Below are 23631 nucleotides of genomic sequence, written 5' to 3' on the forward strand. Positions count from 1 at the left end.
AAATGGAATCTTACTAAGGGAAGTATATTGGGTACTTTATTAATCCTTTTTTGCCACAGACAAGTAAAAAATGAGTCAATACACAGTTTTTTCTCAAATAAGTGTATATTTTTTACCATCCGACTTGTACACATGGTGCTACTTAATACAACGAAAGTGATAGATAACTCAGGTTTACTTTTTTCACTTGAAATCTCAAGCCATTATCCTCTTTTGAAGGCCAATTTACTGGCTGTTGAATCCTTAGGATCATAGAAGTAGCCATCATAGTCAAAGGCCTTCAAGCTTTCTATGTCATTGATCTGATGCTCGATAATGTAGCGTGCCATCAATCCTCTGGCTCGTTTGGCAAAAAAGGAAATCAATTTGTAACTGCCATCCTTCATGTTTTTAAATTCCGTGTCTATGACTTGTGCTTTTAGACTTTTTCGGTCCACGGATTTGAAGTATTCGTTGGAAGCAAGGTTGACGATGATGTTATCTCCTTGTTTCTTGAGGTCGCTATGGAGTAATTTCACGATCTTGTCACCCCAATAGCTGTACAGGGTGTTGTAGTCGTCAAATGCCAAACGCGTACCCATCTCCAAGCGATAGGGCTGGATAAGATCCAAGGGCCTCAATAGTCCATACAATCCTGAGAGGATACGCAGATGCTTCTGCGCAAAGTCTATACCTTGTGTATCCAAAGTATTGGCTTCCAATCCCAAGTAAACATCTCCTTTGAATGCATATACAGAGGCTTTTGAATTTTTGCTATTATGGGAGGAATTGAACGTTTTGTATCGCTTGACGTTGAGATCTGCGATGTTTTCACTGATACTCATCAACTCCTGTAGGTCGGTACTTGATTTTTGTTTCAAGACAGCTATCAACTCTTTTGTCTCTTTTGGAAATCGTGGAAAAGTAGTTTCTAAGGATACATTTTCTTCAAAATCTAAGGTTTTGGCAGGGGAGATAAGTGAGATCATATGTTAGAAATTTGTGCGAAGATAGGATAGAATCTAAAGAAGTTCTATTACCTCACGTGGGTTATAAGTGATACATTCAAAGTGCCATGCTACAGAACATGTCACGTGTACATGTGTATCACGATTCCAAACTTGTTTGGCTAGTGTCTTAGTGGTACTAAATTGATGGGTAAAATTTGGAGGGCTATTTTGAAATAGCAGTGGAGTCTACAAGTAATGAATATGTGCTTTTTATGCTCTGAATCTGTGAATTGGCAGGTCTGGTGATTTCTTTCAAAATTGTATGATTTTATGTGAATGTAATCTTGTGTTTAAGTCTATTTTTGGTCAAGTTGAGTAGTCTTGAATTAAACAAAATCTTTTATGTCCATCAAAGTTGCCATTAGACATTATACTAAGTACACATACGATCGTCATATAGAATTGAGTGCGCAGGTCATAAGACTCAGGCCTGCTCCACATTCAAGGACCTTCATCAAAGGCTACTCTCTCAATATTAAACCTGACAACCATTTTATCAATTGGCAGCAAGATCCCTTTGGGAATTACTTGGCTAGAATTGTTTTTCCTGACAAAATCGATCATTTTGAGGTTGATGTAGAGGTCATTGCAGACATGGTGGTGATCAATCCCTTTGATTTCTTCATGGAGGAATACGCACAGACTTTTCCGTTCAAGTATGAAGAAAACCTAGCTAAACAGTTGACTCCCTATTTGGAAGTTACCGAGCAGGATGATCTCCTGATGGCTTTGGTAAACAAGGCCAAAGGCTTGGTGACCAAAGATATGATCACTGTAGATATGCTCGTAGCGATCAATCAGCTCATCTATCAAGAATTGAGCTACAACATCCGAATGGAACCTGGCGTGCAGTCTTGTCAACAGACACTTGAGTTAAAGTCTGGTTCTTGTCGTGATTTTGCTTGGTTGCTGGTCATGGTGATGCGTCATCTAGGGTTGGCGGCACGATTTGCTTCTGGCTATTTGGTACAGCTGAAAGCTGATGAAAAGTCATTGGACGGTCCCTCTGGAACAGAGCAAGATTTTACAGATTTGCATGCTTGGACCGAGGTGTACGTGCCAGGAGCTGGTTGGATTGGATTAGATTCTACTTCTGGGCTTTTCGCTGGCGAAGGTCACATTCCTTTGGCATGCACACCCGACCCTCAAAGTGCCGCGCCGATCTCCGGTACAGCAGAGTCTACCAAGACAGAGTTTTATTTCGAAAACACTGTCAAACGAATCGAAGAGCAGCCAAGAGTAACCAAACCCTATTCAGATGAGCAATGGGCGCAGATTGTAGCAGTAGGCGATCAGGTGGATGCTGAGTTTGAAGCCAATGACGTACGCTTGACAATGGGAGGAGAGCCAACTTTCGTGGCAATTGACAACACAGATGCCGCTGAGTGGAATTCTACAGCTGATGGCGAACACAAAAGAAAACTGTCCAACGTGCTCTTTCACAAGCTAAAAGGGGAATTTGGAAAAGGCGCATTGATACAATATGGTCAGGGCAAGTGGTACCCTGGTGAGCCATTGCCTCGATGGAAATTGGCCTGCTATTGGCGGCACGATGGGCACGAAATCTGGCGAAACGATCAGTTGATGGCAGATATTTCCAAGGACTATGGATTCAACCATCAAGATGCCAATAAATTTATTCAGGGATTGACCAAAGAATTGAATTTGGATCCGCAAAATGTCACACCAGCATATGAAGACCCTTTTTACTTCATTTGGGAAGAAAGCAAAGTGCCCGTCAACGTAGATCCTTTGAAGAAGGATTTGAAATCTTCTTCTGGAGCGACAGAAATTGGCTGAGTTGCTCAATGATGGATTGGATCAACCCGTTGGTTATTCTATCCCTATTGCATGGGATCATGATCGATCCAATTGGCAAAGCTGCCAATGGTCGTTCAGACGAAACAATTTGTTTCTAGTACCGGGCAATTCTCCTGCAGGATTGAGACTACCTTTGGATTCTATTCAATATTTAGATCCAAAAAAGGAAAAATTTGATCCAGAGACCGACTTGTTTGCAGAAAAGGACGCACTGCCACAGATCCATGAGGCTCACTCGGTCATAGATCAATCCAAGTCCTTCAACAACTCCACGGAGATCTTCAAGACAAGTTTGATTGTAGAGACACGCCAAGGCAAACTTTTCGTGTTCTTTCCTCCACTCAGACAATTGGAGCATTACCTGGATCTGGTGGGAGCTGTAGAGCGTGTAGCAGAGTCGCTGCAAATCCCCGTGTTGATCGAAGGCTATGACCCACCATCGGACAACCGCGTTCAGAAATTCATGATCACACCTGATCCTGGAGTGATAGAGGTGAATATTCATCCATCCAAGAGCTGGAAAGAATTGTTGAGCAACTATGAGATTCTCTATGCCAAAGCCAAGGAGTCTCGATTGACTACCGAAAAATTTAACCTTGACGGGCGTCATACAGGTACGGGGGGTGGCAATCACGTGACTTTAGGAGGTGTCACACCATCAGATAGTCCAATTTTGCGCCGACCAGATGTGCTCAAGAGTTTTATTACTTATTGGCAGCATCATCCTTCATTGTCTTATCTCTTTTCTTCGCAATTTATAGGGCCGACGAGTCAGGCACCTCGAGTGGACGAAGGGCGTGACGAGATTTTGTACGAATTGGAGTTGGCATTTCAGCAGATTCCAGACATGAAGGAAGATGAAGTTCCTTACTGGTTGGTGGACAGGATTTTCCGAAACTTGTTGGTAGACATCACGGGCAATACCCACAGGGCTGAGTTTTGTATCGACAAACTGTACTCACCTGACTCTAGTACAGGTAGATTAGGGATTTTAGAATTTAGAGGTTTTGACATGCCGCCGCACTATCGTATGAGTATGGTGCAGATGCTCTTGATTAGGACATTACTTGCTTGGTTTTGGAAGACTCCCTATGATCACAAACTGGTGAGATGGGGTACTTCATTGCATGACAAGTTTCTGTTGCCACATTATTCTTACAAGGATATGTCCGAGGTGGTCAATGATTTGCACAATGCAGGCTATGCTTTTGATATGGCATGGTTTGAGCCATTTTTTGCCTTTAGATTTCCGTTTTTGGGCGAACTACAGGTCGATGATATTCATATAGAGCTCAAGATGGCCATCGAACCGTGGCATGTTTTGGGAGAGGAAATATCCAACTCTGGTACAGCTAGATTTGTTGATTCTTCTTTGGAGAGGCTGCAAGTCAAGATCAGTGGTTTGACAGACACTCGGTATCATTTGCTTTGCAATGGTTTTAGAATCCCCCTCAAGAGTACAGGCGTGCAAGGTGAGTATGTCACTGGTATTCGGTACCGAGCATGGCAGCCACCATCAGCTTTGCATCCTACCTTAGGAGTAGATACACCTTTGGTGATTGATCTCTATGATACCTGGACCAAAAAGTCTGTGGCAGCATGCAAATACCATGTCTCGCATCCAGGTGGAAGAAGCTATGATACCTTCCCCGTGAATAGCTTTGAAGCAGAGTCCAGAAGGATTTCAAGATTCTTTGATTTTGGGCATTCGATCAATCTGGTAGAGCCTACAGTTGTACCAGCTCAATCTGCGGGACGTTTTGTGACCAAAGTCAACATCATGACTAATTATGAGGCGAAGGGTGAAATATATAATCCTGATTTTCCACACACCATGGATTTGAGGAGATATAAAACTCGACAATAGTTTTATATTCGTACCCATAAACTACAACGATAATCCATGATTGAATCTTACCTGGTAGACAGGATGTTCAGCAACACACGGTTCCTCGATGAGTTGGCCAACTCTGAGGGACAGGTAACCCCGCAATGGCGCAAATTGGCTCATTTTTATGAGCGGATGGGAGCACAGCGGATGGAGCAGTTTCATGAAGATGTCAGCAGGCAACTCCGTGAAAATGGTGTAACCTACAATGTCTACGGCGACCCTGATGGGATGAACCGCCCGTGGAATTTGGACCCTGTCCCCATGGTGTTCAACAGTGAAGATTGGGCAGTCATAGAAAAGGGTTTGATTCAAAGGTCTACATTGCTCAATTACATCCTCAAAGACATATATGGTAGCAGGTCATTGATCAAAGATGGCCACTTACCCTTCGAATTGATCTACAATCACAAAGGGTTTCTGCGTCATGCGGACAAGATTCAGTTTGACGCTGAGCAGCAATTGATACAGTATTCTGCTGATCTGGCACGAGGGCCAGACGGTCAAATGTGGGTGCTGCATGATCGTACAGATGCACCATCTGGTGCAGGATACACCTTCGAAAATAGGGCTGCCATGACTCGTGTTTTTCCAGATCAACTTCGGGAAAATCAGGTAAGAAAGATATCTTCTTATTACCAAACCTTGAAAAATACGCTGGTACATTTGTCATCTAAAAACAATGACAACCCCAGAATTGTTTATTTATCACCAGGACCTACCAACGAAACCTATTTCGAACATGCTTATCTCTCATCTTTGATGGGATTTACTTTGGCGATAGGAGAGGACTTGACTGTCAGCGATGGCTATGTATGGCTCAAGACCATCAAAGGCTTGGAGAAAGTTGATGTCATTATCAGACGTGTCGACGATGTGTTTTGTGATCCCTTGGAGTTTCGTAGTGACTCACATTTAGGTGTGGTAGGATTGATGGAGGCTGTTCGGCAGCAAAAGGTGCTGGTGATCAATCCTCTCGGATGTCGCATTTTAGAAAATCCAGGTTTGATGGCCTTTTTACCCAAACTATGTAGGCATATTTTGGGAGAAGAACTGATCCTGAATTCGGTCGCTACATGGTGGTGTGGACAAGAACCTGCCAAAACCTACGTTTTGGAGCATTTTGACTCTTTGATCATTCGTATGATTTACCGTGACGGAGGGAACAAATCTGTCTATGGTGGCAATCTTAATGCAGAAGAAAAGACAAAATTGATTGCCAAAATCAACAAGAGTCCCTACCTCTATGTAGGACAGGAAATGGTAGATTTTTCTACTACACCCTCATGGATCAATAAAAATCTAGAAGCTCGCAATGCGGTATTTAGAAGCTACATCGTGGCAGATTCTGAAAACAATCGATATGCTGTGATGCCTGGCGGACTGTCTCGCAGTTCACCCGAAAAGGGTGTTTTTATGGTTTCTAACCAGACAGGAGGGATCAGTAAGGATACTTGGGTATTAGGCAAAGCTGCTGATGCACAGACTACAGTGCCCAAAGCAAAAACCAGACATCAATCAATGGAAGTCACCGTGCTACCCAGTAGGACGGGAGAACATTTGTTTTGGTTGGGTAGATACATGGAGCGGTCTGCATTTACTGTGAGACTGATGCGAATGGCTCTGCAGACTTACAATGAGTCAGATGAGGATATCCGTACCAGTGAAGACATTGTACTGACTACTTTGCTCAAAAGCTTAACTAGACTCACAGGGACTTTACCAGGGTTTACTAAAAAAGAAGTTTTAGCGAATGCTGACCAGGAGTTGTTGGCATTGGCGTTGGATGTAAATAAGGTAGGTAGCTTGGCGCAGGCGATCCAATCTTTCCTGACCAATGGCTATGCTGTGCGAGACAGGTTGAGTTTGGATACTTGGAGGATTTTGGACAGTATTTCTGCAGAACTCACTCGGATGAGACAGCAAGATGCTACACTGACCGAGGTGTACCATGGTTTGGATAACATGGTCATCAAAATGATGGCATTTTATGGTCTGAATATCGACAACATGACCAGAGAGGCTACTTGGCATTTGTTGAATGTGGGGCGTTTCATAGAGTCTTCTACCAACACCTGTACAGTATTGATGTCGATGCTGACCAATAGCTTCAACGACGAAGTGGACAAGGCGCTGATGGAAGATACCTTGCGGTGCAACGAGAGCTTGGTGACCTATCGATACAAATACAGGTCCAATTTGGAACTACACGGAGTGCTCAATCTGTTGATAGTCAATGAAGAAAATCCAAGGTCTTTGATCTATCAAATCCTAAAAATAGACAAGCATCTCAGTAGCTTGCCTGCCTTGGTAGAGGGTAGGCAACTCAGCCCTGCACGCAAAAAGCTACTGGAAGCAGTGACTATGATCAAATTGTGTGACATTGATTCGCTATGTACAGTGACCACCGGTAGTCGCAAGTCACATCAGAATTTGAAAGAATTTTTGAAGGAATTGATTGCCTTGCTGAATGAGATTTCTGTATTTGTTTCCGAAGATTATTTCAGCCATACAGGCAGCAGATACAGCATGATTCAATCTTCTATTTTACCTGAGATATGAAATACCAAGTCATACATACGACGAACTACATCTACCAATCTGCGGCATCTCTGTGTCACAACATCATGATACAAATCCCAAAGGACTGGCCTTTTCAAAAGGTAGAGAGCTTTGAGTATTCGATATCACCAGAGCCTAGTTATTCAATAGATCGAATAGATTTTTTCGAAAACAAATACCTGTACTTTTCGATTGAAAAGTCCCACAGCAAATTGACAGTAACGGCAAAAAGCAAAGTAGAGCTAAGTTCGCCGGCATGGGTGACCGTGAATCCAAAGATGACACAGCCATGGGAAGAAGTACATGCGTGGTTGCATAGTACGGATGCTATGAATGACATTCGTCAATTCTATTTAGAATCCAAGCACGTTGATTTTGTAGATGGGATCAAAGAATATGCGCTTCAGTCGTTCACACCAGGGCGACCTATTATGGAAGCCATGATTGAGTTGAACACTCGGATTTTTACGGACTTTACCTTTACACCTGGATTTACGGACATCAGTACACCTATGTCTACTGTTTTTGAGACGAAAAAGGGTGTGTGTCAGGATTTTGCGCACTTTTCCTTGGCCTGTCTGAGATCCATTGGCTTGGCAGCTCGCTATGTGAGTGGCTATATTGAGACCTTACCTCCCCCTGGCAAACCTAAACTTGTAGGTGCAGATGCTTCCCATGCTTGGATCGCTTTGTATATTCCTGGGTTGGATTGGGTGGAGTTTGATGCGACCAATAATCTATTGGTGGACGACAAACATATCAGAGTGGCAGTGGGTCGCGATTTTGCGGATGTGACACCTCTCAAAGGTATCGTGTACAGCGTCGGTAAACAAACGATGAAGGTGAGTGTAGATGTAAGAAGACCAGAGGAGGTGATCTTATGAACCCAATCACAACAGACATTCCTAAAATATTCTTTTCGGATTACCTGGGGACTCCATTTCAGAGATGCATCCAGTGTGAGTGCGATCTGTTGATTGAGGAAAAGCCCTACTTGATAGAAAAAGCACTCAAACCTTATGGGAGTTATGATGCTTATTCTACTTTGTTTGAATATGCGGTGTGTATGCGCTGTGCCGAGGGTATGAAATCTATGCTGTCCAAAGAGTCTCTGGCTAACTTGATGCACTATTTCAGTACACATACAGATCATGTGGGCTACCGACAAGAATTGGCAAGTATGGGAGATTTCGATCCTATCAAATGGATAGAAAAGTGCATGATTAGCGGGAGAGATGTGTCGGAATTGACCGAATGCCAGATTTATGCTTTTTGCGCTGGAGATCAATTGGTATTTTCGGAGTTTCCTTACATGATATCAGGACCAGTGCTGGACGAAGTAGTAGACTTGATCTCTGCAGAAACCAAGGATGAATTGGATCGGTTCAAAGATGAGTTTGTCGATGGGCCGTCCGAATTTCAAGATTTGTTAAAGTCCGGACCCAAAGTCTTTATTTAGTGGAGATGCTGGATCAAAAGATTCAGTAATCATGGCTAAACGGAAAGATCAACATGTTAGGCCAAGAGATGGAAAGATACGCCATTGAGAGATTCTTCCTTATTATTTAATTCATTGTTGCCATCTTCTTTGATAATTGTCTCCAGTTTGGAAATGGCTTTACTGAGTTCTTTGTTCAAAGATTTTAAGAAATTCAGGTCACGTTGTAGGTTGGCTTTGTTGTTCATCTCCAAACCTATTTCAAAGACAATGCTGTACATATTGGCAATGGGTCGTCTCAAAAAATGTGAGACATTAAATTCTATTTGTTTTTCAGGGAGGGTAGTATTTTGAATGTTTATTTTTTTGATTAATGAATAGGCATTATTTGCTTGTAGTTTCAAAATGTTGGATAGGCGAGAGTTTACTAATCTGTTCATGGTTTTGAGCTTTTCATCTGCAATGTTCTAAGTCATGAGATACAATCATGATGCCAAAAGTGAGAGGGGGTATCGTGCTTCGATGAATACAGATATATCCTCGATCAAACTCTAGTATTTACTGTTTAAGTACTTAAAAATTCATTTTTCCAACAATTATTATAACTTTAGAACGGAATAATATAAGAGTTATGAAACAAACGATCAGTTATTGCCTTATTGTACTGTCATTTTTAATCGTACAACGTGTGGTAGGGCAATCCACCAATCTAGATTTGGTATTTAAAACAGCCTATAAAAATGGTGTAACCGCCTATAAAAAAGGAGATTATAAAGAAGCGGTAGAGTACTTTCAAGAAGCGCTAAAGTACCAGTCTCGTCACGAAAACTCATGGTATTATGCAGGAATGTCATTTGTCAATGATCATAATCCAGAAAAGGCTATCTATTGTCTCCAAAAACTAGAGTCTATCAATCCTGACTACAATGCTTGGGTATATAGCTACATAGGCAACGCTTACATGCAAATAGATGATCTGTACAATGCACAGAAATATTATGAGAAGTTCTATGAATACTCGCCCAAAGAGCCAAAGGACATGATGACGCTCCACTTGGCTATGAATAGAATTAATTATGCTAAAATGAGTCCAAAGATTCGTGCTTCTAAAAGCAGCAATGGGCAACCCACTCCACTCAACAATGTCAACAGTTCTGCGCATGATTATACCCCTCAGGTCAACCCTACAGGGACAAGATTGTATTTTACCAGTGTGAGACAGGGTGGTTTTGACAACCAGAAAGACAGCACAAGATCCAACAATTTTGGTGAGGATGTTTACTATTCTAGTTTTGAGAACAATGCTTGGCAGGCTCCAGTATTGATGCCATCGCCCATCAATTCAATGGCAGATGATTTTGGTTCATCATTCACTGGAGATGGACAGACCATGGTGTATGTGCGATGTGGTACAGAGGAAAGTATAGGAGGATGTGATCTTTATATTTCCTATTTGAGAAATGGTACTTGGACAGAGCCAGAAAACATGGGCAATGTGGTCAATAGTGGTGCTTGGGATTCTCAACCTACGATCAACAACGACGGAACAAGAATTATTTTTTCTTCCACGCGTGAGGGAGGTTACGGAGAATCAGATTTGTATGAGACTGCAATCAACCAATACGGTGTTTGGGGGATTCCTACCAACCTAGGTAGTACAGTCAACACGCCCTTGAGTGACAAGAGCCCCTACATCGCTTCGGATGGGAAATCACTCTACTATGCGTCCGAAGGACATCCTGGTTATGGAGAATCAGATATTTTTTATTGCCTCTTTGACAATGGCAAATGGTCTGTACCGATCAACGTCGGTGCACCTATCAATTCATCTGGTGATGATACCAACTTTAGTATCTCGGCTTCTGGTATGGGGTATTTTGCTTCGTCGAGGTTGGATCAAAACAATTACGACTTGTTCGAGATGGAGCTGCCTGATCATCTCAAACCAAAACCATCTGTGGTAGTACAAGGGATCGTATCCAATGCCAACACATCGGCACCTATAGGAGCGGTTGTATTGATCGAAGATTTGGTCACAGGAGAACTCATTGCTTTGAACAAAAGTAATGATGAAACAGGAGAGTACCTGATCGTATTGCCAGCTGGCAGAAGCTACAGTGTGTCTGCTACCAAAGATGGTTATTTCTTCTACTCACAGAGTTTTGATTTGCCCAAAGATGCTAGCTATGCTGAAATTAAAAAGGATATCCTTCTTGAACCGATCGAAAAAGGAACCAAGGTGGTATTGAATAACATCTTTTTCGAGTCGGGCCGTGCTGAATTGAAACCGATCTCATATGTGGAACTAAACAAAGCGGTACAACTGCTCAAAGACAACAAAACGATGGTGATTGAGGTGGGTGGCCATACAGATGATGTAGGGTCAGATGAACTCAATTTGAAGTTGTCTCAGGCTAGGGCTGATGCGGTAGTGCAGTACATGGTCTTGGCTGGCGTAGAAGATACCAGGTTGCAAGCCAAAGGATATGGAGAATCCGTTCCGTTGGCAGATAACAGTACAGATGAAGGAAGGACGATTAACAGACGGACTGAATTCGTCATCGTAGAGTTCTAAGGTTAAATCAGAGCGAAACAAAAAGAGCCATTGCTGTCATAGCAATGGCTCTTTTTGTTTTGATTCCACACACCATTAGAGTAGATTATAGTAAGTTTGTCTTTCGTCATCATGATGATTATTGATGTTCAAGAAGCGTGATTTTATGAGTTGATGCACGTTTTCTAGCAATATCTTCATACATTTAGTTACTCCCAGCACTTCTGTTTAAATATCTTTTGATTTTTTGAATCAAAGCCAAATATGATCTTAGCGCATTTATTTCGACAAGTTACTTTGATCAAGAGATGGGTTCTTTTGGGAGTCATGTTGTTTGCCCATATGGTATATGGCCAAGTCAATGAGTACAAAGCGAATATGTCGCTGGATGATTTGAGTATCAATCAATGGTTGGCTAGTGATGGTTTGACCTCCAACAATATCACATCAGTATATCAAGATTCACAAGGATTGCTATGGATTACCTCATTCAACGGCGTGATGATTTATGATGGGGAGCGGTTTGAGGTCTATGATAAAAATCGCGTGAGTGTGATTGATACAGATGGCTTTCATTGTGTGATTGAGCATCCAGATGGTAGGATGCTTTTAGGTTCACAAGGGAGCGGGATCATAGCCTATCAAAATGGTAAATGGAGTCGTCTAGTGACCGAAGGAGAAAATGTAGCTAAATCAGTGAGAGATCTCATGATAGCCTCCAATCAAGATATATACGCTGGTACAGACAATTTTGGCCTGTTTAGAATCAGAGAAGGAAAGTCCATACCTGTATTGCCAGAGCAGTTGTCAAATGTAACAGTCAAAACCATTTTTGAATCAAAAGATGGGACAATATGGATCAGCACAGAGGGCAAAGGAGTCTATGGAATCACAGCAACTGACACGCTACATTTTACGATAGCCAATGGCCTCAAAAGCAACACGGTCAACGCATTGACTGGAGACCAGAAAGGCAATGTCTTGATAGGTTCAAATGCAGGTCTGTATAAATACACTCCCAAAGAAGGTTTGAAAAGTATCGACGAGCTGTCTGGTATTTATGTCAATTGTCTTTTTGTGGATGAAAGCAACTCAGTTTGGGTTGGTTCTGAGATGGGAATTTTTAGGTACAATGAAGATTTAGGGTCTATACAGCGAATCAATAGCAAGAAGGGCATTGATTTGGTACGTATTTCTTCTTTGATTGCGGATTATGAAAACAATATTTGGGCATCATCCAATCGCTCTGGGTTGATTCGATTCAAAGAGAGCCTTGCCACCAATATCATACGCCCGAGCATTAGCAGTGACAGGATATACACGGTGCATGAATCATGGAATGGGAAAATATATATAGGAACCGATCAAAGTCAAATTGACGTTTGTGAAGAGTCGAATTGTACAACCATCCCTGTTTCCTCTAATCTATTTGACAATGGGATACGAGATATCTATCATGATAGGGATGGATCCATTTGGTTGGCGACCTATGGAGGGATTGTTCAGATTAAAGATGGAATAGAAATGCGCTACTCCATCGAAACTGGTATGCCTGCCAATAATTTCAGAACGGTATTCAAAGACAGCAAAGGATTTTTCTGGTTTGGAAGTCGCTCAGGAGGTTTGGTGAAATTCAAGGACGGAGAGATAGTGAAGCACTACGCCAACAATGAGGGTTTGGAATCCAACTTTGTGCTATCCGTGACCGAGAGTAAACACGGAGAAATCTATGTGGGTACGCATAGCGGCGGACTTACCATTATAGATACTTTGGGCGTTTCGCACACATATCACCTCAAGGCAGATGATTCTGGCGTGTTGTTCTTCAATGTAGAGTTGCGTGAAGACGGCACGGCGTTGATTGCTTCTACGGTAGGGTTGGTGTACTTTGACGGTCAGCAACTCAGCCAAATCAAACTACAGAAGGACGAAAGGAGTAGGACCTATTTTGATATTCTACAAGATGACTTGAATAGCATTTGGGTCACGTCCAACAAGGGGGTGTTGAAAATCAAGAAGAGCAATCTAGAGGACTATCTGAATTCAAAAGTAGCCTATTTGAGTTATGTCGTTTTTGATGAAAATTTTGGGATGAACGATGAAGAATGTACGGGTGCTACCCGAGCTATCAAACTAAAGAATGGTGTGCTTTTGATTCCAACTTTGGGAGGAGTATGTCGCATTGACCCCAGTAAGTTGTCCACTGACATGAAAATGCCAAGGGTAAAGATTCGGCATGTATTTGCAGATCAAGTCAGTTTAGATCTATCCAGTGATGAACGGATAGAAATCGAATCTGGTGTGAATCGTGTGGCATTTCAATTTAGTACTTTGAGTTATTTGTCTCCAGAGAGAAATCTTCAGAGGTATAAATTAGAAGGTTTTGACAAAGATTGGAGTGAACCATCGCACGCTGGAGAAATCGAATACACCAACCTGCCCCCTGGCAACTTTGTGTTTAGGGTGATGGGTAGTACGGATGGTTATTTATGGAATGAAGAAGGTGATGAGGTTTCGTTCAAGGTGCTGCCGGAGTTTTATGAGACATTATGGTTTTACCTGTTGTTGGTGCTTGCAGCAGTGACACTTTTTTTAGGGATCTACAAGTGGAGAATGAATTTTATCCATAAGCAAAACATAGAGTTGAGGAAGGTCAATGCAGAGTTAGATAGGTTTGTGTACAGTGCATCGCATGAGATGAGATCTCCCTTGTCTTCGATATTGGGGTTGGTACAGATTGCACGCAGTGATACAGATACGGATGTTAGTTTTTATCTCACACATATAGAGAAGAGCGTGATGCGTCTGGATAGTTTTATCAAGGATATCATTGATTATTCTCGAAATGCGAGGTTGGGGATTCAATCTCAAACAGTCAAGTTGCATCCATTGATAGGGGAGATCATAGAAGGAATCAGTTATACAGATAATTTTGCCCTGATTCGTTGTGAGATAGATGTGCCAGAGGATCTTGCCCTCAATACTGATATGGGTAGATTGAAAATCGTCTTGAGCAATTTGATCACCAATGCCTTTAAGCATCATGCGCCTACGGATGTCGAAGATCCATTTGTACAAATAACCATGTTCAAAACAGAAAGGGGTGTATCTATCAGAATAGCTGACAATGGGCCAGGTATAGATAAAAAGTATCAAAGAGATATTTACAAGATGTTTTATCGCGCAACTACTAAAACCGAAGGCTCAGGACTGGGACTTTATATGGTAGATGAGATAGTTACCAAACTCTATGGTCAATTGAAACTTGATTCAGAGCCCGAACATGGCTCTATTTTCACCGTACACTTACCTGATTTACCCGTTCCAAAGTTCTAGCGGTTGGGATTAATAGATATAGTTTTACTTTGACTCATTAATATGGAGTAAATTTCATGATTCTATTCAATCAGTCACTTAACCTTAATAGCACAAATGCTCGTCCAATGCGCCATGAATAAAGTTCAAATTATGCTGGTAGCATTTTGTTGTCTTTTCATGTTGAATGTGGTCGTACCTACTGTTTTTTCTTATGGTCGCAACAATCCCATCGAAAACAATGATGTGGACGAAAAGGAAAGCGAGGAAAAGAGCGAGCAGAAGGAGGTTCTTCAGGTTCAATGCTCCTTGGGTTATTATTTGGATTTCGGTCGTGCCGAAATATCAATAGAGAAATCACATAGTCAGTATTTGATGTTTCTTTCTGATTCTTACTTTCCTATCCTTACACCTCCTCCAGATCAATTTTTTCTTTGAGCGTTACCACGGGTGTTTCCCGTGCCCTATTTTGTTTATTTTCATGAACTACGCTGTAGTTCAAAACCCTATCAAAAGAAATGAATAAATCAAGTAAGCAGGGATTCCTGTCCAATCTGGGCAGCGATCTGCCTGCAAGTATAGTTGTGTTTTTAGTAGCCGTTCCACTTTGTTTAGGTATTGCTTTGGCTTCTGGAGCACCCTTGTTTTCAGGTATTATAGCAGGAATCGTAGGAGGGATGGTTGTCGCTCTGATCAGTGGGTCACAGTTGGGGGTCAGTGGACCTGCAGCTGGTTTGGCGGTGATAGTCCTGAGCTCCATTACCAAATTGGGGAGTTTTGAAAACTTCCTTTTGGCGGTAGTCATTGCAGGTGTATTTCAAATTGGATTGGGTATAGCCAAAGCAGGTGTTTTGGGTTATTATTTGCCCTCCTCGGTGATCAAGGGTATGCTTTCAGGGATCGGTTTGATCATTATATTGAAGCAAATACCCCATGCGTTCGGTTATGATGCCGATCCAGAAGGAGATTTGGAGTTTTTCCAAGCAGATGGTCACAATACCTTTTCTGAGTTGCTCTATACCTTAGATAATTTTACCCCGGGTGCAGTGGTCATAGGGATGTTGGGGATTATGGTTTTGATCCTTTGGGATCAACCATTTATGAAAAAAATGACCTTCACCAAGTTTGTCAATGGGCCTTTGATCGTCGTAGCATCTGGTATTGGTTTGAATTTACTGTTTGAGCATATGGACTATTTTTCCTTGCATGGTCATCATGTGGTGAACATTCCCGTGTCCAATTCTATTGGAGAGTTTTTTGGATTATTCTCTACGCCCAATTGGTCAATGATTGGCGACAAACAGGTGTACATAGTTGCTCTTACTATTGCAATCGTAGCTAGTTTGGAGACGCTGTTGAGCGTAGAAGCAGCTGACAAGATTGATCCGCAGCGTCGTGTCACTCCCACCAACCGCGAATTGATAGCACAGGGAATCGGTAATTCCGTGTCGGGACTGATCGGAGGCTTGCCAGTCACTCAGGTAATCGTACGTAGCTCCGCCAACGTACAGTCTGGTGCTAAGACCAAAGCATCCGCGTTCTTTCATGGAGTACTCATGCTCATCTGTGTCATTGCCATCCCTCAAGTGCTGAATTTGATACCATTGGCTAGTTTGGCGGCTGTATTGATCATGGTAGGATATAAACTGGTGAAGCCCTCCATGTTTATCGATATGTACAAGACAGGCAATGCCCAGTTTTATTCTTACATCGTGACGATCCTAGGACTGGTGTTTACGGATCTTTTGATGGGTATTGGGATGGGATTGGCCGTGGCCTTCATTTTTATACTATGGAATAATTTCAAGACACCTTATCATTTCAATCTTGCTGATGTCAAAGAGGGCGAACCCATTAGAATTGAGCTCTCTGACAATGTCAGTTTTCTTAACAAGGCAAGTATTTTGAAGACTTTTGGTTTGATTCCCAATGACACAGTGGTAATAATAGATGCCACGCGTACCCAAGACATTCATTGGGATGTGTTGGAGTTGATAGAGGATTTTAAAATCAGCGCGAAGAATAGAGGTATAGATTTAAAACTGGTAGGTTTTGAGAGCTTTGGTAAACAAAGTTCAGAAGAAGACCTGATTAATCACATAGAGGAAAGTTAATAAAAAGGCCGTTTCAGCATCTGAAATGGCCTTTTTGTTTGGGATTTAGTAGGGTCTAATGCGGATTTTTGATGGTGCAAATATTCTTTTTATTTATTGCAACAATGTTGCATTATAGTGTATGTTTGCAACCATGTTGAAATATTCAGATCTTAAACAACTCCTCAAGAAGCATCAACTGCGGGTCACTGACTGTCGTTTGGATGTGTTGTCCTTGTTTCAGGCTTCCGAACATGCTTTGACATCTAGGTTTCTTGAGCATGAGTTGACAGCATATGACAGAGTCACTTTGTACAGAACACTCAATTCTTTCATTGAGAGTGGTTTGTTGCATAAGATTCCTGATGACTCTGGGATGGCGAGATATGGTGTCTGTGATCATCATTGTGATTCGGAGGAGCATCGTCATGATCATTTGCACTTCAAATGTGACGCTTGTGGTCATGTCGACTGTTTATCATCCTATCATGTGCCTAAGGTGCAGATTCCTGGTTTTCTCATCAAGGAAGCCAATATGATTCTCAATGGACTTTGCCAATCTTGTAATTCTTAGGACGGAATGAGTGTACGATCAATCATTGGGATGAATGTCATTCTGATCCTGCTTATACTATCAGGTAGCTACCATGTCTGGGCTTGTCAAAACCCCTGTCAATATGAATTGGTGGGACAGATTTTGGATGCAGATACCAAGCAACCGATACCCCATGTTTTGGTGCGAGCCAAAGACACAGACAAGGCTGTTGTGACCGATCTGTCCGGAGCGTTTGTGCTCAAAGGCTTGTGCAGCGAGTCAAATACCATCTTGGTCTCATGTTTTGGTTACACTGAAACTACCTACGAAGATCACCACCAGCATGGACAAATACCTCATATCTACATGCAAGCGGATGTGAAGACACTGGAAACAGTAACCATCAGTGTGGAAAAAAACAAAGAAGAAGGGACACGCTCTTCTGCCCAACAGACGATCAGCAAACAAGACCTTTCGTCGGATCCATCACAATCGCTGGCAGGTGCTTTGTCTGAATTGGAAGGGGTGACCTTCTCATCGGCTGGGAGCAATGTGCAGTTACCTGTAATCCATGGGTTGTATGGCAATCGTATTTTGATCCTCAACAATGGATTGAAGCACGGGTTTCAAAATTGGGGCAATGATCACGCACCCGAAATAGACATCAGCAGTGCAAACAGCATAACAGTTGTCAAAGGAGCTGCAGGCGTAAGGTTTGGTCCTGAAGCCCTGGGAGGAGCGATTATTATTGAAGCCGACCCCTTGTACCTAAACGAGGCTATGAATGGGACAGTCGGTACAGGTTATCAGACCAATGGACGAGGCTATTTTGCGAACGCAAATGTCGGTCAGGGCTACCAGAAATGGAGCTACCACGTCGGGTCAAACTACACCAAAATAGGTGACAGGCATGCGCCTGATTATTCTCTGACCAACTCTGGCAAAGAAGAGAAGGCACTCCATGCGGGTATTCGCTATCACCTGAGCAATTGGGATTTCAAGCTCTACTACAGTTTTGTGGATCAGGATTTGGCCTTGTTGCGGTCATCGGTCGCAGAAAGTGGCGATTCATTTGTGCAGGCCATCAATTCGGACGAGCCTCTTTTTATCCAACCTTTTTCCTATGACATCAGCGAACCCAACCAGTTGACACAACACCACTTGGGCAAGGCAGAAATCAACTGGTGGTATGCAGATGATGCAAAACTCACCCTCCGAGCAGGTCGACAATTGAACAAGCGACAAGAGTATGATGTGAGACGCAATGCAGACAAACCCATCATAGATTTGGAGCTGGTCACGGATGATGTACAATTGGAGTGGAAGCACCCTGAGTGGAGGAGACTGGATGGATTGATTGGGGTTCAGTTTTTTCAGCAAAACAATGACAACAATCCTGGCACTGGTACCACGGCCTACATTCCCAACTACAACACGATGCGATTCAGTGGATTTATGGTGGAGAGTCTGCTGATACGAAAGAGTACGTTCGAACTCGGTGTACGCCTAGATCATGAGTATGACAATGTACGAGGACGAGAAACCAACCAAGACCTCTTTGCCGACGACTTCAGCTTCACCAATCTGACTACCTCTTTGGGATTGATTAGGGAAGTATCTGGCAACAGTACGTTTAGATCCAACATAGGCACCGCTTGGCGTACGCCCAACATGGCAGAACTATACAGTTTTGGGCAACATGGATTCAAAACCAACTATGGTTTGCTCCGCTACTACACCGACGAAAATGGTGAGTTGAGAACGGACGAAGTGATCACCATGAAAGACAGCGATATAGCTCCCGAAAAAGGGTACAAGTGGATCAATGAATGGCAGACCGACAAAGACAAGGACAGTTATACCCTCACTGCATATGCCAACTACATCGAGAACTACATCTACAATCGTCCTGTAGCTGTGATCGGGACGGTACGTGGACCTATGCCCGCTTTCATTTTTGATCAGGCAGATGCTTTGTTTCTTGGCGCAGACTTTACCTGGCAGAGACAGTGGAGCCAACACATCAATGGCACATTGGGGTTGAGCTATCTATGGTCTAGAAATGTACGAAAGGATGAGTCACTCATTGACCAGCCGCCAGTGACTGCACACTACAAGTTGAGCTACACGACAGGTAAGCTATGGAAGTTTGATCAATCTGTCGTCACGCTGAAACCCAGCTACACCTTTGAGCAGTATCAGGCACCTCGCACGGTGCCTCCAGAGTACCTAATCGATGGGTCAGTTGTGATCAATCCTGATTCCGAAATCTTTGACTTCAAGGATGCACCGCAGGGTTACTTTCTACTGGATCTAGCATGGAAGTACAGCATAGGACACTTCAGCGGCCAAGTCGAAATCCGAAACGTATTCAATGCCCGCTACAGAGACTACCTCAATCAGATGCGCTATTTCGCAGATGATATGGGAACGAACTTTTTATTCACAATCAATTATATTTTTTAAATCCATATTAAAATGAGAAAAGTAAATCATTTGAAAAAGTACAGTATTTATGCCGTGATGTTAGGAGGCTTGATTTTTACAGGGTGTAGTGATGACGATACACCTGAGGTAGAGAATGAAGAAGAAGTTATTACTGATGTCACACTGGTTTTTACCAACGATGATGACCCATCAGATGTCGTGACAGCTCGGGCAGAAGATCCAGATGGTGCAGGATTACAGGAGTTGACCATTTTGGATGAAATCAATTTGGGTCTGAATAAAAGCTATACACTGACCTTGCAAATCGAAAACAACCTCAATTCACCAGGTGAGGATATCACCGAGGAGGTAGAAGAGGAGAGCGATGAGCATCAGTTTTTCTTTAGTTTCACCGACGGTGCCTTTGCCAACCCTACTGGAGATGGCAACATAGACAATGCGGCAGATCCGCTAAACTACAATGATGAGGATGCCAATGGCAATCCAGTCGGTCTATCCACTGCTTGGACCACTGCTGCCAATGCTCTCAGTGCGGGTAGCTTCAGCCTCAAACTACAGCATCTACCAGACATCAAATCATCTACATCAGAAGCCACTGACGGTGATACAGACATCGCCTTGACTTTTGTACTGAATATTAATTGAGTTGAAAGTGTAAAGTTGAAAGTGTAAAGTTGAAAGTGTAAAGTTTGTACGGTAGCTGGTTTATATACCTTCACGAACTTTCACTTTCTACTTTATGAACTTTTCACTTTCTACTCCCTTTCTTGCTTATATACCCTTGAAGTGATAAGTTGCCACTGCAACATGAGAAACAAACAATGATCTCAAAATCATGTTGTTTACATATCTATGATCGCAAAGTACAGAAGCAGTTCGGTGATTCCCTTCAGGATGGCCTTTTTGATGTGGCTCAGCTTTAGTTATCAGTTCTATTCTGGGCATGATTTAGGTTTCTTGGGCATTTATCCCCGTACACTTCACGGACTGATTGGTATCCCATTGTCCCCACTGGTTCATGGCAATCTCAATCACATCCTATCCAATACGCTACCACTGATTTTGCTTGGAGCGGTACTGTTTCATTTTTACAGCAAGGTTGCCGTGACCGTTTTTGTCAATTCGTATTGGATCACGGGGCTGCTGGTATGGATTTTTGGGCGGGAGTTTTACCACATCGGTGCGAGTGGTATGATCTACGGTTTGGCCTTTTTTCTGATGCTGTTTGGCTTGTTTCGCAAGGACCGCAAGTCTCTGCTGATCTCCATTATAGTAGTGATATTTTATGGAGGATTAGTCTATGGTTTGATGCCCGACGATCCTCAGACCTCTTGGGAGTCACATGCCTTTGGGGCGGGAGTGGGACTGGCGCATGCCTTCGTATTTCGCAACAAACGCTCTGTGGGCTAGGTTCTATCCGATAGAAATGATCTAGTGAAGCGCCCATAAGAAACCGCTTGGACTAATCTGACAAAGGAAGGATCGGGTGGTGTGAGAGGCGCACCGTGGGCTTATAGCTCACAGCCGTCTACTTGACTGTGACCAGTTAATTATTTCACCAGTTTAAAATTCTTGGAGTGTTTTTCCAGTCTTCATTATCCACTGTGTCAAACCATTTGCGCTACGCCCCATAATTGAATGCTAAGTCCTACACATTGCTCCATAACTGTCCGCCTACATCAGACTAAATTAAGAGACAAAACGTAATTTGCACACCTTGCCCCGAAATTAAACGGACACGTTTTTATGGAGCGTTAATTAGATTATAATTTAGTTGGACTTAGCACCACCTAGAATATGCTGGTTTTCAACCGAGTCATAAGCATAATCAATTAAGGTTACAATTTCTGTTGTCTTATCAAACTTGATTCTAAGCCAACCAAAATAAATTTTTTGATTTATTTTATTCTGTATTCCAACAATCTGCTCGGAATCAGCCCAGTTTCCTTCATAAGATACTTGGCCATTAGAAGAGGTGTTTCGTATGACTAAAGCGCCGAAATCAGGTGTCCATTGTTTATTTTGACCCACATTCAAATCTATTGTTGCGCCTTGAATTTCAGCAACTAATAAACCCATACTCAAAAAATTTTCATCGATGGGTGGCCCTGATTTGATCAAATTTGCTCCAATGGGGTTCATGCCTACGTATAGGCGATCACCCTGGCTATTTGCGGTCAATTCTACAAATATTGTAAAATCCACCTGTCCATCCTCTGACAAGTCAATTGCAATAGGAAAAGGATCCCCGTATTTTACTGTTCGTCCATCCAATTTGTATATTATTGAATTGGGTGGGTCTAGTATTTCGTCGGCCTTATCATAATTACATCCAGAAATGAGCAGAACTCCTGTAAGGATTGTACAAAGAAAAAAATATTTAGATTTCATTGTTTTTGGTTGTCTCCTTCAAAACGACTTATACGTCCCTATGGTCATTCGGGATTCGTCACTAATTATCACTTGTTTCGATTTCTTTTTCATACGATTTGATATTCATGAATTGTCACTTTTTCACGAAACTTAACTCCTTTTTTTACTTTTTGTAGACCGAATTGTTTTCGAATTGGTCGTCACAGTTGACTAGCCAATTGACCACAACGCCACTGTATCAATCGTGGCGTGTGATTTAGTTTAAGTTTCGGATACAAGATAGCCAAATCTCTGATTTGCGCTATCCCTTTTTGATTTCATAGAGCTAATCTGAGATATGGCGGGGCTTCCAGAAAGCAGAGAACTTTCATTTACAGCTGAACCGCCATGATTTGATCACAGAATGTTAGGAGCTTTTTTTCTTGCCTTTTGGATGAAAAACAACCATCCAAAGTCTTTAGCAGCTTTTTTATCTTCTTTAATCTGGTTAATAGAAGATATTAGTCCAACTGGGTTAACAGGTATTGGTAGTGGGAAATTCCCAGCTATCCCTGTCAAAATTGACTTTACCATATTTGGTTTTCTTTTTTCTATAAAGTCGAATTTGGCATCATCAATATATTTATCAATTTTCACTTGAAACTCATCTGTGTTTTGGGATTGGTAGAACTCCTGAGTCCATTCAAACACTTTGCTTCTAAAATCTTTCAAAAATTCAGATTTTCGTAGAGTAATTATTTCATCCCAACTAAGAGTTCCGAAATCAAAATGATTTAAGCTTTGAATAGATGAAATCACCTGATTAGTTTGAATTTTTGCTTCGTACTGATTGTATGTGAACCTGTAGGCATCTTCATGTATTTCAGAAAGAAGTGCAGAAAAATTATCAAATTTATTAATCGACTCAGTTAAAATTTGAAAATCGGACGAAATTGTACCGATATAGTATTTCAAATCTTTCATGTGTTCTCTTGATTGAATTTCAGGTGAATCAAATCCATTCTTTTTTTGAACATATTTCTTTACGAATTCAATGTACTTATCAGAATTTTCACCCATCCACATTGATGTTTCTGGGTTAGATGGGGCATAATATTCCCTTAGCTGTTCTTCACCTTCGACAAAATCTTCTATCGTTAATAAAATTTCAGACAGTTCACTTTTGAATTTAATATCTTCTTTAGAATACGCATTCAAGTAAGACTCATTAGTGAATAGTTCTGAACCATCTAAAGGGCCTATGCCTTGAGGGACAATTACTAGATTTTCAAAAAGTATTGCATTTCTTTTAAGGAAATTTGCAGGACTATCGGAGTTACATTCTGAGTACATATTCACACTGTATGGAGTGAATATTCCAAATTGCTTTGCGTAATTAGATTCTTGGTATTTGTAGCTCATTAAATATTCATTGCTCCTAACGCCCATGTATGAGTCGTGGCGGTTTAAAAGCACTAAAGATAGCGGTTTTCTTCAAGCCAATCCTGCGGATTGGCCGCTAATTTAATTCTCCCAAGCGAGCCGATCCGCAGGATTGGCGGACTATCAGATACCCACCGATCCTCGACTCTACCACCAACTCGCCATGACTTCATACACAATGTTATGGGCTGTT

At 42.1% G+C, this 23631-nt stretch carries 17 protein-coding genes; 13 read left to right on the top strand and 4 right to left on the bottom strand.

Annotated features, from left to right (window positions below):
- Nucleotides 1–203 precede the first annotated feature (203 nt).
- Complete coding sequence (yaaA, locus tag N6H18_RS13955; protein ID WP_262308893.1) at nt 204–968, bottom strand: peroxide stress protein YaaA; 765 nt, start codon at nt 966–968, stop codon at nt 204–206.
- 363 nt (nt 969–1331) lie between these two features.
- Here yaaA and N6H18_RS13960 point away from each other — a divergent pair, with 363 nt between their 5' ends.
- Genes N6H18_RS13960 through N6H18_RS13980 form a run of 5 tightly spaced genes read left to right on the top strand, consistent with a single transcriptional unit; the run spans nt 1332 to nt 8719 of the window.
- The gene (locus N6H18_RS13960) at nt 1332–2789 is read left to right on the top strand and encodes a transglutaminase family protein (protein WP_262308894.1); all 1458 of its coding nucleotides are present in this window, start codon (nt 1332–1334) and stop codon (nt 2787–2789) included.
- Nucleotides 2782–4677: a transglutaminase family protein gene (locus N6H18_RS13965; RefSeq protein WP_262308895.1), complete on the top strand. Its 1896-nt coding sequence runs from the start codon at nt 2782–2784 to the stop codon at nt 4675–4677. Before N6H18_RS13960 ends, N6H18_RS13965 begins: the two co-directional genes overlap by 8 nt.
- A 36-nt stretch (nt 4678–4713) precedes the next feature.
- Nucleotides 4714–7260 (top strand): circularly permuted type 2 ATP-grasp protein, encoded by a 2547-nt coding sequence (locus N6H18_RS13970; RefSeq protein ID WP_262308896.1) that lies wholly within the window; start codon nt 4714–4716, stop codon nt 7258–7260.
- A complete protein-coding gene (locus N6H18_RS13975; RefSeq protein ID WP_262308897.1) occupies nt 7257–8144 on the top strand; it encodes a transglutaminase family protein in 888 nt (295 codons plus the stop codon). The genes N6H18_RS13970 and N6H18_RS13975 overlap by 4 nt, the downstream gene beginning before the upstream one ends.
- Nucleotides 8141–8719 carry a hypothetical protein gene (locus tag N6H18_RS13980; RefSeq protein ID WP_262308898.1) on the top strand — a complete coding sequence of 193 codons (579 nt, stop codon included), beginning with the start codon at nt 8141–8143 and terminating at the stop codon, nt 8717–8719. The genes N6H18_RS13975 and N6H18_RS13980 overlap by 4 nt, the downstream gene beginning before the upstream one ends.
- Before the next feature lie 56 nt (nt 8720–8775).
- Here N6H18_RS13980 and N6H18_RS13985 read toward each other — a convergent pair whose 3' ends face one another.
- Nucleotides 8776–9138: a hypothetical protein gene (locus N6H18_RS13985; protein WP_262308899.1), complete on the bottom strand. Its 363-nt coding sequence runs from the start codon at nt 9136–9138 to the stop codon at nt 8776–8778.
- A 191-nt stretch (nt 9139–9329) separates the two neighbouring features.
- Between N6H18_RS13985 and N6H18_RS18655 the strand changes: the two genes are divergently transcribed.
- The 8 genes from N6H18_RS18655 (at nt 9330) to N6H18_RS14030 (ending at nt 21053) form a co-directional block, all read left to right on the top strand.
- Nucleotides 9330–11273: an OmpA family protein gene (locus tag N6H18_RS18655; RefSeq protein ID WP_316044816.1), complete on the top strand. Its 1944-nt coding sequence runs from the start codon at nt 9330–9332 to the stop codon at nt 11271–11273.
- A gap of 243 nt (nt 11274–11516) precedes the next feature.
- Nucleotides 11517–14588: a sensor histidine kinase gene (locus N6H18_RS14000; protein WP_262308900.1), complete on the top strand. Its 3072-nt coding sequence runs from the start codon at nt 11517–11519 to the stop codon at nt 14586–14588.
- Nucleotides 14589–14702: 114 nt separating this feature from the next.
- Nucleotides 14703–15005 (top strand): hypothetical protein, encoded by a 303-nt coding sequence (locus tag N6H18_RS14005; protein WP_262308901.1) that lies wholly within the window; start codon nt 14703–14705, stop codon nt 15003–15005.
- An 80-nt stretch (nt 15006–15085) separates the two neighbouring features.
- Nucleotides 15086–16681 (top strand): SulP family inorganic anion transporter, encoded by a 1596-nt coding sequence (locus tag N6H18_RS14010; protein ID WP_262308902.1) that lies wholly within the window; start codon nt 15086–15088, stop codon nt 16679–16681.
- 133 nt (nt 16682–16814) lie between these two features.
- Complete coding sequence (locus tag N6H18_RS14015) at nt 16815–17234, top strand: Fur family transcriptional regulator (protein ID WP_262308903.1); 420 nt, start codon at nt 16815–16817, stop codon at nt 17232–17234.
- Nucleotides 17235–17240: 6 nt separating this feature from the next.
- Nucleotides 17241–19661, top strand: a complete 2421-nt coding sequence (locus tag N6H18_RS14020) for a TonB-dependent receptor (RefSeq protein WP_262308904.1) — start codon at nt 17241–17243, stop codon at nt 19659–19661.
- Between the two features lie 12 nt (nt 19662–19673).
- Nucleotides 19674–20288 (top strand): hypothetical protein, encoded by a 615-nt coding sequence (locus N6H18_RS14025; RefSeq protein WP_262308905.1) that lies wholly within the window; start codon nt 19674–19676, stop codon nt 20286–20288.
- 207 nt (nt 20289–20495) lie between these two features.
- A complete protein-coding gene (locus N6H18_RS14030; protein ID WP_262308906.1) occupies nt 20496–21053 on the top strand; it encodes a rhomboid family intramembrane serine protease in 558 nt (185 codons plus the stop codon).
- 360 nt (nt 21054–21413) lie between these two features.
- Here N6H18_RS14030 and N6H18_RS14035 read toward each other — a convergent pair whose 3' ends face one another.
- Both N6H18_RS14035 and N6H18_RS14040 read right to left on the bottom strand, forming a co-directional pair.
- Nucleotides 21414–22034 carry a hypothetical protein gene (locus tag N6H18_RS14035; protein ID WP_262308907.1) on the bottom strand — a complete coding sequence of 207 codons (621 nt, stop codon included), beginning with the start codon at nt 22032–22034 and terminating at the stop codon, nt 21414–21416.
- Between the two features lie 378 nt (nt 22035–22412).
- Nucleotides 22413–23444 (bottom strand): hypothetical protein, encoded by a 1032-nt coding sequence (locus N6H18_RS14040; protein WP_262308908.1) that lies wholly within the window; start codon nt 23442–23444, stop codon nt 22413–22415.
- Nucleotides 23445–23631: the final 187 nt, after the last annotated feature.

The sequence above is a fragment of the Reichenbachiella agarivorans genome, assembly GCF_025502585.1.
Lineage (GTDB): Bacteria > Bacteroidota > Bacteroidia > Cytophagales > Cyclobacteriaceae > Reichenbachiella > Reichenbachiella agarivorans.

Bases quoted from the DNA above. Each gene is read 5' to 3' on its own strand.
- N6H18_RS14040 (WP_262308908.1), bottom strand. From the start codon at position 23,444: ATGGGCGTTAGGAGCAATGAATATTTAATGAGCTACAAATACCAAGAA.
- N6H18_RS13970 (WP_262308896.1), top strand. From the start codon at position 4,714: ATGATTGAATCTTACCTGGTAGACAGGATGTTCAGCAACACACGGTTC.
- N6H18_RS13975 (WP_262308897.1), top strand. From the start codon at position 7,257: ATGAAATACCAAGTCATACATACGACGAACTACATCTACCAATCTGCG.
- yaaA (WP_262308893.1), bottom strand. From the start codon at position 968: ATGATCTCACTTATCTCCCCTGCCAAAACCTTAGATTTTGAAGAAAAT.
- N6H18_RS13980 (WP_262308898.1), top strand. From the start codon at position 8,141: ATGAACCCAATCACAACAGACATTCCTAAAATATTCTTTTCGGATTAC.
- N6H18_RS14005 (WP_262308901.1), top strand. From the start codon at position 14,703: ATGAATAAAGTTCAAATTATGCTGGTAGCATTTTGTTGTCTTTTCATG.
- N6H18_RS14015 (WP_262308903.1), top strand. From the start codon at position 16,815: ATGTTGAAATATTCAGATCTTAAACAACTCCTCAAGAAGCATCAACTG.
- N6H18_RS13985 (WP_262308899.1), bottom strand. From the start codon at position 9,138: ATGAACAGATTAGTAAACTCTCGCCTATCCAACATTTTGAAACTACAA.
- N6H18_RS14000 (WP_262308900.1), top strand. From the start codon at position 11,517: ATGATCTTAGCGCATTTATTTCGACAAGTTACTTTGATCAAGAGATGG.
- N6H18_RS14025 (WP_262308905.1), top strand. From the start codon at position 19,674: ATGAGAAAAGTAAATCATTTGAAAAAGTACAGTATTTATGCCGTGATG.
- N6H18_RS13960 (WP_262308894.1), top strand. From the start codon at position 1,332: ATGTCCATCAAAGTTGCCATTAGACATTATACTAAGTACACATACGAT.
- N6H18_RS18655 (WP_316044816.1), top strand. From the start codon at position 9,330: ATGAAACAAACGATCAGTTATTGCCTTATTGTACTGTCATTTTTAATC.
- N6H18_RS14030 (WP_262308906.1), top strand. From the start codon at position 20,496: ATGATCGCAAAGTACAGAAGCAGTTCGGTGATTCCCTTCAGGATGGCC.
- N6H18_RS14020 (WP_262308904.1), top strand. From the start codon at position 17,241: ATGAGTGTACGATCAATCATTGGGATGAATGTCATTCTGATCCTGCTT.
- N6H18_RS14035 (WP_262308907.1), bottom strand. From the start codon at position 22,034: ATGAAATCTAAATATTTTTTTCTTTGTACAATCCTTACAGGAGTTCTG.
- N6H18_RS14010 (WP_262308902.1), top strand. From the start codon at position 15,086: ATGAATAAATCAAGTAAGCAGGGATTCCTGTCCAATCTGGGCAGCGAT.